This is a genomic window from Burkholderia sp. HI2714 (assembly GCF_002223085.1).
GTDB classification, from domain to species: Bacteria; Pseudomonadota; Gammaproteobacteria; order Burkholderiales; family Burkholderiaceae; genus Burkholderia; species Burkholderia lata_D.
Genome location: NZ_NKFM01000021.1, coordinates 131,356 through 144,856 on the forward strand (window position 1 = coordinate 131,356; position 13,501 = coordinate 144,856).

At 68.7% G+C, this 13,501-nt stretch carries 11 protein-coding genes; 8 read left to right on the forward strand and 3 right to left on the reverse strand.

What is annotated here, in order from left to right; all coding sequences use genetic code 11:
• Positions 1-25 precede the first annotated feature (25 nt).
• The 4 genes from msrB (at position 26) to CFB82_RS10745 (ending at position 2,224) form a co-directional block, all read left to right on the forward strand.
• Positions 26-457 carry a peptide-methionine (R)-S-oxide reductase MsrB gene (gene msrB, locus CFB82_RS10730; protein ID WP_046545914.1) on the forward strand — a complete coding sequence of 144 codons (432 nt, stop codon included), beginning with the start codon at positions 26-28 and terminating at the stop codon, positions 455-457.
• 125 nt (positions 458-582) lie between these two features.
• Complete coding sequence (locus tag CFB82_RS10735) at positions 583-1,113, forward strand: septation protein A (RefSeq protein ID WP_011352350.1); 531 nt, start codon at positions 583-585, stop codon at positions 1,111-1,113.
• A 1-nt stretch (position 1,114) separates the two neighbouring features.
• Entirely contained in the window at positions 1,115-1,423 is a 309-nt protein-coding gene (locus tag CFB82_RS10740; RefSeq protein ID WP_089484110.1) for a BolA family protein, read from the forward strand.
• Between the two features lie 18 nt (positions 1,424-1,441).
• Positions 1,442-2,224, forward strand: coding sequence for a peptidylprolyl isomerase (locus CFB82_RS10745; RefSeq protein ID WP_069248208.1), 783 nt, complete (start codon positions 1,442-1,444; stop codon positions 2,222-2,224).
• Between the two features lie 176 nt (positions 2,225-2,400).
• Here the strand turns inward: CFB82_RS10745 and CFB82_RS10750 are convergent, their stop codons facing one another.
• Together CFB82_RS10750 and purL are read right to left on the reverse strand one after the other, a co-directional pair.
• Complete coding sequence (locus CFB82_RS10750; RefSeq protein WP_089484190.1) at positions 2,401-2,946, reverse strand: GNAT family N-acetyltransferase; 546 nt, start codon at positions 2,944-2,946, stop codon at positions 2,401-2,403.
• 5 nt (positions 2,947-2,951) lie between these two features.
• Positions 2,952-7,016, reverse strand: coding sequence for a phosphoribosylformylglycinamidine synthase (purL, locus tag CFB82_RS10755; protein ID WP_089484111.1), 4,065 nt, complete (start codon positions 7,014-7,016; stop codon positions 2,952-2,954).
• A 330-nt stretch (positions 7,017-7,346) separates the two neighbouring features.
• On the opposite strand from purL, the gene CFB82_RS10760 reads away from it, so the two are divergent.
• The 3 genes from CFB82_RS10760 to pgi all read left to right on the forward strand — a co-directional run bounded on the left by CFB82_RS10760 (position 7,347) and on the right by pgi (position 11,979).
• On the forward strand, positions 7,347-8,648 hold the full coding sequence (locus CFB82_RS10760; protein WP_089484112.1) for an FAD-dependent oxidoreductase: 1,302 nt from the start codon (positions 7,347-7,349) through the stop codon (positions 8,646-8,648).
• Positions 8,649-8,700: 52 nt separating this feature from the next.
• Complete coding sequence (locus CFB82_RS10765) at positions 8,701-10,245, forward strand: NAD(P)H-hydrate dehydratase (protein ID WP_089484113.1); 1,545 nt, start codon at positions 8,701-8,703, stop codon at positions 10,243-10,245.
• 111 nt (positions 10,246-10,356) lie between these two features.
• A complete protein-coding gene (pgi, locus tag CFB82_RS10770; protein WP_089484114.1) occupies positions 10,357-11,979 on the forward strand; it encodes a glucose-6-phosphate isomerase in 1,623 nt (540 codons plus the stop codon).
• 68 nt (positions 11,980-12,047) lie between these two features.
• Here the strand turns inward: pgi and CFB82_RS10775 are convergent, their stop codons facing one another.
• Positions 12,048-12,761, reverse strand: a complete 714-nt coding sequence (locus CFB82_RS10775) for an ABC transporter ATP-binding protein (protein WP_089484115.1) — start codon at positions 12,759-12,761, stop codon at positions 12,048-12,050.
• Here CFB82_RS10775 and CFB82_RS10780 point away from each other — a divergent pair.
• Positions 12,760-13,434, forward strand: a complete 675-nt coding sequence (locus CFB82_RS10780) for an arylesterase (protein ID WP_069248214.1) — start codon at positions 12,760-12,762, stop codon at positions 13,432-13,434. The two genes, CFB82_RS10775 and CFB82_RS10780, sit on opposite strands and share 2 nt — an antisense overlap.
• Positions 13,435-13,501 lie beyond the last annotated feature (67 nt).

Below are 13,501 nucleotides of genomic sequence, written 5' to 3' on the forward strand. Positions count from 1 at the left end.
GACCGACCGATCAGGAGAACCCCACATGTCCCACGATTCAGACGACAAGACCTTCCCGTACGAGAAGGACGACGCCGAGCTGCGCCGCCGGCTCACGCCGATGCAGTACGAAGTCACGCAGCATGCGGCAACCGAGCGTGCGTTCACCGGCGAATACACCGACACCGAAGACGACGGCATCTACAAATGCGTCGTCTGCAGCACGCCGCTGTTCGAGTCCGGCGCCAAGTTCCACTCGGGCTGCGGCTGGCCCAGCTACTTCAAGCCGCTCAACGGCGAGGTGATCGACGAAAAGGTCGACTACTCGCACGGGATGGTGCGCGTCGAGGTGCGCTGCAACCACTGCGGTGCGCACCTCGGCCACGTCTTCGAGGACGGCCCGCGCGACAAGACCGGTTTGCGGTACTGCATCAATTCGGCTGCGTTAAACTTCGAGTCCCGACCCGAAAACGAATGAGCGGCGCCGGGCGGATCCGCGGGGCGCCCCTCGCGCCACCGCCCCGATCCGCTCCGGCGGTGCCTGGCGGGTCCCTACAACGGTGAAAGGCCGCGCAAGCGGCCTTTCACGCAGCTGCGAGCGCCATGAAATTCCTGTTCGATCTGTTTCCGATCATCCTGTTTTTTGCCGCCTTCAAGGTCTGGGGCATCTTTACCGCCACCGCCGTCGCGATCGTCGCGACGCTGGCCCAGGTCGCCTGGGTTGCCTTCCGGCACCGGAAGGTCGACACGATGCTGTGGGTCAGCCTCGGCGTGATCGTCGTTTTCGGTGGCGCCACCCTCGTCCTGCATGACGAGAAATTCATTCAATGGAAACCGACTGTGCTGTACTGGCTGTTTGCGATCGGGCTGCTCGCCGCGCGCTATGCGTTCGGCAACAACCTGATCGAGAAGATGATGGGCAAGCAGCTCACGCTGCCGCACCCCGTGTGGGACAAGCTGAACGTCGCCTGGGCGCTGTTCTTCGCGGTGCTCGGTGTCGCGAACCTGTACGTGGTGCACAACTTCACCGAATCGCAATGGGTGAACTTCAAGCTGTTCGGCACGACGGGCGCGATGGTCGTATTCATCATCCTGCAGAGCCTGTGGCTCACGAAATACCTGAAGGACGAGTGACATGACGGACGCCTTTCTCCACGCATCGCCCGACGAACGCATCGCGCTGATCGAAGCGCGCCTCACCGCGGCGCTCGCCCCGCTGTCGCTCACCGTGCGCGACGACAGCGCGCAGCACGCGGGCCACGCCGGCGCGTCCGCCGGCGGCCACTTCACGGTCACGATCGTGTCGGCCGCCTTCGCCGGCAAGCCGCGCGTCGCGCGGCACCGGCTGGTGTATGATGCGCTCGCTGATGCGATGCAGCGCGGCGTTCACGCGCTCGCGATCGTGGCTTACACGCCCGAAGAATTCAACGAATCTTCAATCTAGTCTCATTAGGAATTCCCGATGATCCTGAAATCCCCCCGCCTGTGGGTCGCGGCGGCTGCTTTTGCAGCGGCACCGGCATTTGCCCAGAACATCGCCGTCGTCAACGGCACGCCGATTCCGAAGTCGCGCGCCGACGCGATGGTTGCTCAGCTCGTCCAGCAAGGCCAGACCGACAGCCCGCAACTGCAGCAGGCCGTGCGCCAGGAACTCGTGAACCGCGAAATCCTGATGCAGGAAGCGATCCGCGAAGGCATCCCGAACCGTCCGGACGTGAAGGCGCAGGTCGCCGTCGCGCAGCAGACCGTCGTGCTGCGCTCGATGATCGAGAGCTTCCTGAAGAAGAACCAGCCGACCGACGCCGAAGTGAAGGCGCGCTACGACGACCTCGTCAAGGGCGCCGGCGGCAATCGCGAATACCACCTGCACCACATCCTCGTCAGTGACGAGCAGCAGGCGAAGGACCTGATCGCGAAGATCAAGGCCGGCGCGAAGTTCGAGGATCTCGCGAAGCAATACTCGAAGGATCCGGGTTCGGGCAAGAACGGCGGCGATCTCGACTGGTCCGACCCGAAGGCGTACGTACCGGAATTCGCGGCGGCGGCGCAGAAGCTGCAGAAAGGCCAGATGACCGACACGCCGGTGAAGACCCAGTTCGGCTGGCACATCATCCGTGTCGACGACATCCGCGACATCGCCCCGCCGCCGCTCGAGCAGGTGAAGGCGCAGATCGCGCAACAGCTCGTGCAGCAGAAGCTGCAGGCGTTCGAGGAAGGTCTGCGCCAGCAGGCAACTGTCAAGTAACGCCGGCACGCGCCGCACGCGCATCGAAAAGCCGCTCTTCGGAGCGGCTTTTTTATTGCCCGCGCGCACCGCCTGCGGACGCGTCACGATGCGCTTGCAGCCCCGCAAAAGAAAAAGGCCGCTCCAAAGAGCGGCCTTACCCGTGCCGGATTCACGCGCATCGCAAGCGCAGCAGGCTACGCAGGATGGAACACGTCGTGATAGCGAACGTCACCCGACGGCCGCGGCGCCGAATCGTCGAGCGACAGCGCGAGGAAATACTCGGGCGGCACGCCCGGGAACACGATGTCGCCGGATGGCGCAAAGCCGAACCGCGTGTAGTACGCGGGTTCGCCGAGCAGCACGCAGCCGCGCGCGCCAAGCCGGCGCAACGCGTCGAGCCCCGTGCGCACCAGCCCCGCACCGATGCTCTGCCGCTGGCAACCGGGCAGCACCGCGAGCGGCGCCAGCCCGTACCAGCCCTGGCTGCCGGACGGCTCGCCGCCGATCGACACCGGCGAGAACGCAACGTGCCCGATCAGGCGGCCGTCGCGCTCCGCGACGAGCGAGACGCTCAACGCACCGTCCGCACGCAGCGTATCGACGATCCGCCGTTCGAACTGGCCGCCTTCCGGCTCGCCCGCGAACGCGGCGACGATCACGCGGCCGATCGCGTCGGCCTCGCTTGCACGCTCATCGCGCAGCGTGACGACCTCGACTGGCGCGTGCGGGTCGAACATCATCCCGATCAGCCGATCCAGCGGCGCGCGTTGCGGAACACGCGCATCCACGGGCTCGCTTCACCCCAGCTTTCCGGGTGCCAGCTCATCGCGACCGTACGATGCACACGCTCCATGTGCGGCATCAGCACCGAGAAGCGGCCGTCAGCCGTCGTGACCGACGTGATGCCGGCCGGCGAGCCGTTCGGGTTGAACGGATAGCGCTCGGTCGCTTCGCCGCGGTGGTCGACGTAACGCATCGCGACCGCGACGCGATCGATGTCGCCCTGCTGCGAGAAGTCCGCGTAGCCTTCGCCGTGCGCGACCGCGACCGGAATCCGCGAACCTTCCATCCCCGCGAAGAAGATCGACGGCGACTTCTCCACTTCGACGAACGAGAAGCGCGCCTCGAACTGCTCGGACTTGTTGCGTGTGAACTTCGGCCACGCATCCGCGCCCGGGATCATCGACGCGAGGCTCGACAGCATCTGGCAGCCGTTGCAGATGCCGAGCGCGAACGTGTCGGGACGCGCGAAGAAGGCCGAGAACATGTCGGCGAGGTTCGCGTTGAAGCGGATCGTCTTCGCCCAGCCTTCGCCCGCGCCCAGCACGTCGCCGTACGAGAAGCCGCCGCATGCGACCGCACCCGCGAAATCGGCGAGCGTGGCACGGCCGGCGAGCAGGTCGCTCATGTGCACGTCGTGTGCATCGAAGCCCGCGCGGTCGAACGCGTAGGCCGTTTCCAGATGCGAGTTCACGCCCTGCTCGCGCAGGATCGCGACGCGCGGCCGTGCACCCGTCGCGATGAACGGCGCGGCGATATCGTCGGCCGGATCGAAGCTCAGCACCGGCGAGATGCCCGGATCGGCCGCGTCGAGCAGCGCGTCGTATTCGGCATCCGCGCAGGCGGGGTTGTCGCGCAGGCGTGCGATGCGCCAGCTCACTTCGCTCCATGCGCGATGGAGTTCGATGCGCGGTGCGTCGAAGATCTTCTTCGCGTCGCGGTACACCTCGATCACGTCGCGATCGTTGACCGAGCCGATCACGTGCGAGCATGCCGACAGGCCGAACTCGCGCAGCGCGCCGAGCACCGCGTCGCGATCGGTCGCACGCACCTGCACGACGGCGCCGAGTTCCTCGGAGAACAACGCGCGCAGCGTGCGATCCTCGCGGCGGCCGCTCGTCTGCTTCGCCCAGTCCTTCGCGTCGCCGTAGTCGGATTCGTGATTCGGGTCGAGCGTCAGCATGTCGACGTTCAGCGACACGCCCGCGTGGCCCGCGAACGCCATTTCGCACACCGTCGCCCACAGGCCGCCGTCCGAGCGGTCGTGGTATGCCAGCAGCTTGTCTTGCGCATTGAGCGACTGGATCGCGTTGAAGAAGCGCTTCAGGTCTTCCGCATCGTCGACGTCCGGCGTCGTGTCGCCGACCTGCTGCGTGACCTGCGCGAAGATGCTGCCGCCCATCCGGTTCTTGCCGCGGCCGAGATCGATCGCGATCAGCACGCTGTCGCCCGCGTCGGCGATGCGACGCAGTTGCGGCGTCAGGTGACGGCGCACGTCCTCGACCGGCGCGAACGCGGAGATGATCAGCGACACCGGCGACACCACTTCCTTCGCGACGCCCTGCTCGTCCCACTTCGTCTTCATCGACAGCGAATCCTTGCCGACCGGGATGCCGATCCCGAGCGCCGGGCACAGCTCCATGCCGATCGCCTTGACCGTGTCGAACAGCGCGGCGTCCTCGCCGGCCGTGCCGCATGCCGCCATCCAGTTGGCCGACAGCTTCAGCTTGTTGAGCGACGCGATCGGCGCGCTCGCGATGTTCGTGATCGCCTCGCCGACCGCCATGCGGCCCGATGCCGGCGCGTCGATCACCGCGAGCGGCGTGCGCTCGGCCATCGTCATCGCCTCGCCCTTGAAGCCCGCGTAGTCGAGCGCGGTGACCGCGCAGTCGGCCACCGGCACCTGCCACGGGCCGACCATCTGGTCGCGCACCGACGTGCCGCCGACCGAGCGGTCGCCGATCGTGATCAGGAACGACTTGCTGCCGACCGTCGGGTGCTTCAGCACGTCGACCGCGACCGTCGACAATGCGATGCCCGTCACGTCGACCGGTGCACGCTCCGCCGTCACGCGCGTGACGTCGCGATGCATGCGCGGCGGCTTGCCGAGCAGCACTTCCATCGGCATGTCGACCGGGTATTCGTCGGCGCCCGTCGCCTCGTCGTCGACGAGCTTCAGCTGGCGTTCGTCGGTCGCGACACCGACCACCGCGAACGGGCAGCGCTCACGGGCGCAGATCGCCTCGAAGCGCGGCAGGTCGGCCGGCGCGATCGCCAGCACATAGCGCTCCTGCGCCTCGTTCGACCAGATTTCGCGCGGCGACAGGCCCGATTCCTCGAGCGCGACCTTGCGCAGCTCGAAGCGCGCGCCCTTGCCCGCACCGTCGACGATCTCGGGGAACGCGTTCGACAGGCCGCCCGCGCCGACGTCGTGGATGCTCAGGATCGGGTTTTCCGCGCCGAGCTGCCAGCAGCCGTTGATCACTTCCTGTGCGCGACGCTCGATTTCGGGGTTGCCGCGCTGCACCGAGTCGAAGTCGAGTTCGGCCGTGTTCGCGCCGGTCGCCATCGAGCTCGCGGCGCCGCCGCCCATCCCGATCCGCATGCCGGGGCCGCCGATCTGGATCAGCAGCGAGCCTGCCGGCACGTCGTGCTTGTGCGTATGCTGATCGGCGATGTTGCCGAGGCCGCCCGCGATCATGATCGGCTTGTGATAGCCGTGCACCTTCCCGCCGACGTTCTGCTCGTACACGCGGAAATAGCCGCCGAGGTTCGGACGGCCGAATTCGTTGTTGAACGCGGCGCCGCCGAGCGGGCCGTCGATCATGATCTGCAGCGGCGACGCGATGCGGTCCGGGCGGCCGTACGGGCCGTGCACATCGTTCGGGTTGCGCTCGGCCACCGGCTGCGCGGCGTCACGGTCGTTTTCCCACGGCTGGCGGGCATCGGGCAGATCGAGGTTCGACACGGTGAAGCCCGTGAGGCCGGCCTTCGGACGCGCACCGCGGCCCGTCGCGCCTTCGTCGCGGATCTCGCCGCCCGCGCCGGTCGCCGCCCCCGGGAACGGCGAGATCGCCGTCGGGTGGTTGTGCGTCTCGACCTTCATCAGTGTGTGCGTGAGCTCGGTGTGGCGGCCATAGCGCTCACCCGGTTCGCCGGCCGAGCCGGTATTGCGCGGGAACCAGCGCTCGGCTTCGGCGCCGACCATGATCGACGAGTTGTCCGAATACGCGACGATCGTGCCCTGCGGGTTCAGCTTCTCGGTGTTGCGGATCATCGCGAACAGCGACATGTCCTGCGCCTCGCCGTCGATCGTCCACTGCGCGTTGAAGATCTTGTGACGGCAGTGCTCGCTGTTCGCCTGCGCGAACATCATCAGTTCCACGTCGGTCGGGTTGCGTTCGAGCTTGCGGAACGCGTCGACCAGGTAGTCGATCTCGTCGTCGGCAAGCGCGAGGCCCAGCTCGACGTTCGCGCGCTCGAGCGCGCCGCGGCCGGCGCCCAGCACGTCGACGCTCGCGAGCGGCTTGGCCGGCAGTTCGTCGAACAGGTGCTTCGCGTCGTCGCGTGCCGCGACCACGCTTTCGGTCATGCGGTCATGCAGTGCGGCCGCGACGGCTGCGCGCGCGTCGTCCGACAGCGCCTTCTTGCCGCCGAGCAGGCCCGACTTCAGCGTGACCGTGAATTCGACGCCGCGCTCGATGCGGCGCACCTGCGTGAGGCCGCAGTGCTGCGCGATGTCGGTCGCCTTGCTCGCCCACGGCGAGACCGTGCCGAAGCGCGGCAGCACGACGAAGGTCTCGGCCGTGCCCTTCTCGGCCGCCGGCTCGAACGGCGCGCCGTAGTGCATCAGCGCGTCGATGCGCGCGCTGTCGTCGGCCGACAGCGGCTCGGCCGCATTGACGAAGTGCAGGAACTGCCCGCGCACCGCGACGATGTTGGCGTCGATTTGCTTGAGCGTGTCGAGCAGACGGGTTTGACGGAAATCGGAGAGGGCCGAAGCGCCGGGAAAACACGAGAAGTGAGCCATGGGCTGGACTGACGTCGATGAGTCGCGCGAGGTGGCGACGTGGGGCGAAAGGAAGGCCGTAATTATACCCGGAAGTCGGTCGCCCCAGACCGGCCAATCGGTAGCCTGCATGCACCGCAACGGTGCCGCGGCGTGCGCGGCGCACGGCACGCCCGCCGGGCCGCCCGCGCGGGCGCGGCAGCCGGCGGCCGTGGCGCGGCTGCACGGTCCGTGCTCGCCCGGCGCCGGTTCCCGCGATTTTGGCGCTATCATTCCGGGTTCACCGGGCCGGGGCCCTCAGCGAATTCTCACCGGGCGGCGCACGCGCGCCGCCCGTCATCGAAGCAATCCATGGATGTCATCGTCATCGGCGGCGGAATCAGCGGCGTCGCCACCGCCTACCAGTTGCGCGCGGCCGGCCATCGCGTGTGCGTGGTCGAACGTCACGCCACCGTCGCGCAGGGTGCGACCTACGGCGACGGCGGCGCGCTGCTGCCGAGCCCGCTCGACGTCTGGTTCGGCCCGACCTTCATGCGCCAGCGCCAGCCGCGCGACAGCGGCATCGTCTACAAGCCGGGCTTCAACGGCGGCGTGCGCCGCTTCGTCAAGCAGCTCGGCACGCTGCGCGAACCCGACGCGTTCGCCGCCCAGTACGCGCGGCTGCGCCCGCTGATCGATGCATCGCGCGACACGCTCGCCGACATCGAGACGCGCCTCGAACTCGAATTCGAACAGAAGCCCGGCATCCTGCACGTGGTGCGCGATCCGCGCGACTGGGAGGCGATGCAGCCCGCGCTCGACCTGTTGCGCACGCTCGACCAGCCGTACCGCCTGCTCTCCGCCGACGAATGCGCGGCGCTCGAGCCGTCGGTGCCGGCCGAGCCCGGCTTCGCCGGCGGCGTGCTGCTCGAATCCGAACGTACCGGCAATTGCCCGCTGTTCGCGAAACTGGTCAAGCAGACGCTCGACGAGCATGGTGTGCAGTTCCGCTTCGGCGCGGAAGTCGCCGCGATCCGCGTCGATACCGGCCGTGCCGCGGTCGAGCTCGTCCCGCCCGGCGACCGGCGCGCGTCGAACGCACGCGAGGTCGACGTGATTTCCGCCGATGCGATCGTGGTCGCCGCCGGCGCCGGCAGCCTGCCGCTGCTCGACCGGCTCGGCTGGCGCCTGCCGCTGCACCCGGTGCGCGTCCATACGCTCACCGCGCCGGTCGCCTACGAAGAACACGCACCGCACCTGAACGTCATCGATTCGATCAAGCGGATCTCGATCACGCGCACCCACCAGCGGCTGCGCGTCGGCGGCGGCGCCGTACTGCAGAGCCTGCCCGACACCGCGAAGCCGCTCGCCGAGCCGCTGTCCGAGGCCGCGCTCGCACTGCTCGGCCAGGCCGTCCACGACTGGGTGCCCGGCGCCGCGCGGATCTCGGCCGCATTGTCGTGGCAAGGCACGCAGCTGCTGTCACCGGACGGCCTGCCGGTCGTCGGTCCGACCCCGCATCCGCGCGTATTCGTCAATTTCGGGCACGGTCCGGCCGGCTGGGGGCTCGCATGCGGGTCTGCTAAAGTGGTGACCGACTATCTGGGCGGCGACGTGCAGCACTGGCCCGCCGACACGCTCGCCGCACTGCGCGCCGGGCGCTTCACGACCTGACCGCCGCGGGCCCGTTCCCGGCGGCCTCCTAGCCAGCCGCCACGACCCCGCGATGACCGTTACCCATCCGCTCCCCGACTCCGATCCGATCGCGCTGCTGCGCGTCGCCGACCTGCGCACGGCCGAAACCGACGCCGCGGCGGCGCTGCCGCCGCATGCGCTGATGGGTCGCGCCGGCACCGCCGCCGCGCACTGGCTGTCCGAGCGCATGGCCGGCGACGACCGCCCCGTGTGGTTCGCAGTCGGCCCGGGCAACAACGGCGGCGACGCGCTGGTTGCCGCCGCTCACCTCCAGCAGCTTGGCGTCGCCACGCAAGCGTGGATGCCGGTGCCGGTAAAACCGGACGACGCGCAATGGGCGCTCGGCCTCGCGCGCGCAGCCGGCGTACCGCTGTCCGCCACGCCGCCTGCTTCGCTGGACGGCTATGCATGGGTCGTCGACGGGCTGTTCGGCATCGGTCTCGGCCGCGCGCTCGACGGCGCATTCGCCGAGCAGGCCCAGCGCATCGCCGCGCATGCGCGCAGCGGCGGCCACGTGCTCGCACTCGATGTCCCGAGCGGGCTCGACAGCGATACGGGCCAGATCGTCGGCGCAGGTGTCGCCGTCGCCGCCACCCATACGCTCACGTTCATCGCCGCGAAGCCGGGCCTCTACACGGGTGAAGGCCGCGATCTCGCCGGCGAAATCGACGTCGCATCGCTCGACGTCGCGCCGCCCACTACGCCGGCCATCGTGCTGAACGCGCCTGCGCGCTTCGCCGCTGCCCTGCCCGCGCGCGCATTCGCGTCCCACAAGGGCACGTTCGGCAGTCTCGCCGTGCTCGGCGGCGACACGGGCATGTGCGGCGCGCCGATTCTGGCCGCCCGCGCCGCGCTGTTCGCCGGTGCCGGCAAGGTGCACGTCGGCTTCCTCGGCGCCGGCGCACCGCCGTACGACCCGCCGTTCCCCGAACTGATGCTGCATCCGGCCGACGGCCTCGATCTCGACGCGATGACTGCCATCGCGGCCGGCTGCGGGCTGGGCACGCGCGAGGCCGCGGCGACGCTCGTGCGCGACGTGCTCGCACACGATGCCGTGACGCTGCTCGATGCCGATGCACTGAACCTCGTCGCGACGCATGCGGATCTCGCGACCGCCGTCGCCACGCGCGGTACGCGCGGCAATCCGTGCGTGCTGACGCCGCATCCGCTCGAAGCCGCGCGGCTGCTCGGCAGCGACACGGCGACGGTCCAGCGCGACCGCGTCGCAGCCGCGCAGGCGCTTGCGACTCGTTATGCGGCGCGTGTCGTGCTGAAAGGCTCGGGCACGGTGATTGCGGCGCCCGACGGCCGCGTGACGATCAATCCGACCGGCAACGCGGCGCTCGCCACGGGCGGCACCGGCGACGTGCTCGGCGGCCTGATCGGTGCGTTGCTCGCGCAGCGCGTCGCACCGTACGAGGCGGCGCTGGCGGGCGTGTACCTGCACGGCCTCGCGGCCGACACGCTGACCGCACACGGCACCGGCCCGGTCGGACTCACGGCCGGCGAACTCGCGCCGATGGTGCGCACGCTGATCAATCGCCTTTTTTACGCGTCGCCGCGCGCCGACACATAAGGCCGCTATACTGACTGCCCCGCCGCACGGCGGGCCCTCTCGTCCGCCGGCCTTCCGATCCCGATGAGCCGGCGCGGCATTCCTCCCGATTCACGCTTCACTCGAACCGCCATGACGCTGAATTCGCTCCCCGCCTGGACTGCCCTTCAATCCCACTTCGAGCAAATCCGCCATGCTCGCCTGCGCGACTGGTTCGCGCCGGAAAACGACCACGCGCCGACGCGTGCCGAACGCTTCACGCTCGCGGGCGGCGGCCTCGCGGCCGATTTCTCGAAGAACCGCATCAACGACGAGACGCTGCGCCTGCTCGTGCAACTCGCGCGCGACGCGGGCGTCGAAGCACGCCGCGACGCGATGTTCGCGGGCGAGATCGTCAACCCGACCGAAGGCCGTGCCGCGCTGCACACCGCGCTGCGCGCGACCGATCCGCAAGCGCCGTTCCACGCACAGATCAGCGCCGAGCGCGCGAAGATGGCGACCTTCGCGCGCGCCGTGCGCAGCGGCACGTGGACGGGCTACACCGGCAAGCGCATCCGCCACGTGATCAACATCGGCATTGGCGGCTCCGATCTCGGGCCGAAGATGGTCGTGCATGCGCTGCACCACGTCGCGACGCCTGAGATCACCACGCACTTCGTGTCGAACGTCGACGGCGCCGATCTCGCACGCGTGCTCGAACAGGTCGATCCCGAGGAAACGCTCGCGATCATCGTGTCGAAAACGTTCACGACGCTCGAGACGATGACGAACGCACGCTCGCTGCGCGACTGGTTCGTCGCACGCGGCTGCCCCGAGGACGCGCTCGCGAAGCACTTCGTCGGCGTGTCGGCGAACCCGGCCGAAGTCGTGAAGTTCGGCATCGCCGCGGACAACGTGTTCGAAATGTGGGACTGGGTCGGCGGCCGTTACTCGCTGTGGTCGGCAGTCGGCCTGTCGATCATGATCGCGATCGGCCCCGAGCAATTCGACGAACTGCTGGCCGGCGCGAACGACATGGACCGTCATTTCCGCGAAGCGCCGCTCGAGCGCAACCTGCCCGTGCTGCTCGGCCTGATCGGCATCTGGTACCGGAATTTCTTCGGTTCGCAGAGCTATCTCGTCGCACCGTATTCGGAAGCGCTGCACTACCTGCCGTCGTACCTGCAGCAGCTCGAAATGGAGAGCAACGGCAAATCCGCGCGCCTGGACGGCACCTTCGTCGATTACCCGACCTCCGCCGTCACGTGGGGCGAGCCGGGCACCAACGGCCAGCACGCGTTCTTCCAGATGCTGCACCAGGGGCCGACGATCGTACCGATCGACTTCATCGCGGTGCTGACGCCCGAGCATCCGCTCGCGAGCCATCATCCGAAGCTGCTGGCGAACTGCTTTGCGCAGAGCGAGGCGCTGATGCTCGGCCGCACGCTCGACGAAGCGCGCAAGGTCGCGGGGCCGGGCAAAGAGGCGCTCGCGCCGCATCTGACGTTCCCCGGCAACCGCCCGACGACGACGCTGCTCGTCGATGCGCTGACGCCGCGCACGCTTGGCGCGCTGATCGCGCTGTACGAACACAAGGTACTCGTGCAGGCAACGGTGTGGGACATCAATCCGTTCGACCAGTGGGGTGTCGAGCTCGGCAAGATTCTCGGCAAGGTGGTGGAAGCCGACCTGACGGCCGAGTCGGTCGATCCGGCCAAGCACGACTCGTCGACCACCGCGCTGATCGAGCGCGCCCGCGCGGCGCTGAAGCGCTGATGCGCTGAGGTATCGGCGTCATGCAGATGCCGGCCGCGCAGCCCTGCCCGCGCGGCCGGCCGCTCAATTCAGGTGCCGCGCTGCTCCGCGTGCGGCTCGACGATGCGTCCGGCGTCGATCGTCACGGTCGTCGCGCAGCGGCGTGCGAGTTCGACATCGTGCGTGACGAGCACGAGCGTGGCGCCATGCATGCGGTTCAGTTCGAACATCAGGTCGATGACCGCATGGCCCGTAGCCGCATCGAGGCTGCCGGTCGGCTCGTCGGCGAACAGGATCGCCGGGTGCGTGACGAATGCGCGCGCAAGCGCGACGCGCTGCTGCTCGCCTCCGGACAACAGCTTCGGATAATGCGCGGTGCGCTCGCCGAGACCGACCTGCACGAGCAGCGCCCGGGCACGATCGGCTGCTTCACGCGCGCTGATGCCCCCCTGCAGCTCGAGCGGCAGCATCACGTTCTCGAGCGCCGTCAGGTGCGGCATCAACTGGAACGACTGGAACACGAAGCCGACTGCACCGTTGCGCAGCGCCGCACGCGCATCCTCGTCGAGCTGGTCGAGCGCGCGACCGAGCAGGCGAACCGCGCCGCTCGTCGCGCTGTCCAACCCGGCAAGCAGGCCGAGCAGCGTCGATTTACCCGACCCCGACGCACCGACGATCGCGAGGCTGCTGCCCGGCTGCACGGCGAGCGTGATGCCGTCGAGGATCGTCAGCTCGCCCGTTGCATCGGCGACCCGCTTGCATACGTCATGGACTTCGATGATCGGATCGGTAATCTTGAACATGGACACGACATTTCGCTGGAAAAGACGCGCGGCGGTCGCCGCGCTGCTGGGCACCCTGCTCGCTGCCGCCGTGCCGGCACGCGCGGCAACGACGCCGGCCGCGACATCGGGCCAGCCCGTGATCGTCGTGCTCGGCGACAGCCTGTCGGCCGAATACGGACTGCCGCGCGACTCCGGCTGGGTGGCGTTGCTGCGGCAACGACTCACGACCGAGCGAATCGATTATAGCGTCGCGAACGCCAGCGTCAGCGGCGACACCACGAGCGGCGGCCGCGCGCGGCTACCTGCGGTGCTGCAGCGGCTCAAGCCATCGATCGTCGTCGTCGAGCTCGGTTCGAACGATGCGCTGCGCGGCGTGCCGCTCGCCACGACCGAGCAAAACCTGCGCGACATCATCGCCGGTGCGCGACAGGCGCGGGCAAAGGTCGTGCTGGTCGGCATGTATGTGCCACCCAATTACGGCCCCGACTACACACAGAAGTTCCACGCCGTCTATACGCGGCTGTCGAAGGATCTCGGCGTGCCGCTCGTGCCGTTCCTGCTGGCCGGCATCGAGAACAAGCCCGAGATGTTCCAGGCCGACCAGATGCATCCCGCGCAGCAGGCGCAGGGCATTCTGCTCGACAACGTCTGGCCCGCGTTGAAGCCGCTGCTCGGCAAGCCGCGCGGCTGACGATACCGCCCCGCCGGAAAACAAAAAGCCCCGCGTGAAGCGGGGCTTTTTGTTGCATGCGAAACGA

Excerpts from the sequence above, each read along its gene's own strand:
- CFB82_RS10780 (WP_069248214.1), top strand. The coding sequence starts at position 12,760 with ATGGACACGACATTTCGCTGGAAAAGACGCGCGGCGGTCGCCGCGCTG.
- CFB82_RS10750 (WP_089484190.1), bottom strand. The coding sequence starts at position 2,946 with ATGATGTTCGACCCGCACGCGCCAGTCGAGGTCGTCACGCTGCGCGAT.
- CFB82_RS10775 (WP_089484115.1), bottom strand. The coding sequence starts at position 12,761 with ATGTTCAAGATTACCGATCCGATCATCGAAGTCCATGACGTATGCAAG.
- CFB82_RS10765 (WP_089484113.1), top strand. The coding sequence starts at position 8,701 with ATGACCGTTACCCATCCGCTCCCCGACTCCGATCCGATCGCGCTGCTG.
- CFB82_RS10740 (WP_089484110.1), top strand. The coding sequence starts at position 1,115 with ATGACGGACGCCTTTCTCCACGCATCGCCCGACGAACGCATCGCGCTG.
- CFB82_RS10745 (WP_069248208.1), top strand. The coding sequence starts at position 1,442 with ATGATCCTGAAATCCCCCCGCCTGTGGGTCGCGGCGGCTGCTTTTGCA.
- CFB82_RS10735 (WP_011352350.1), top strand. The coding sequence starts at position 583 with ATGAAATTCCTGTTCGATCTGTTTCCGATCATCCTGTTTTTTGCCGCC.
- CFB82_RS10760 (WP_089484112.1), top strand. The coding sequence starts at position 7,347 with ATGGATGTCATCGTCATCGGCGGCGGAATCAGCGGCGTCGCCACCGCC.
- pgi (WP_089484114.1), top strand. The coding sequence starts at position 10,357 with ATGACGCTGAATTCGCTCCCCGCCTGGACTGCCCTTCAATCCCACTTC.
- msrB (WP_046545914.1), top strand. The coding sequence starts at position 26 with ATGTCCCACGATTCAGACGACAAGACCTTCCCGTACGAGAAGGACGAC.
- purL (WP_089484111.1), bottom strand. The coding sequence starts at position 7,016 with ATGGCTCACTTCTCGTGTTTTCCCGGCGCTTCGGCCCTCTCCGATTTC.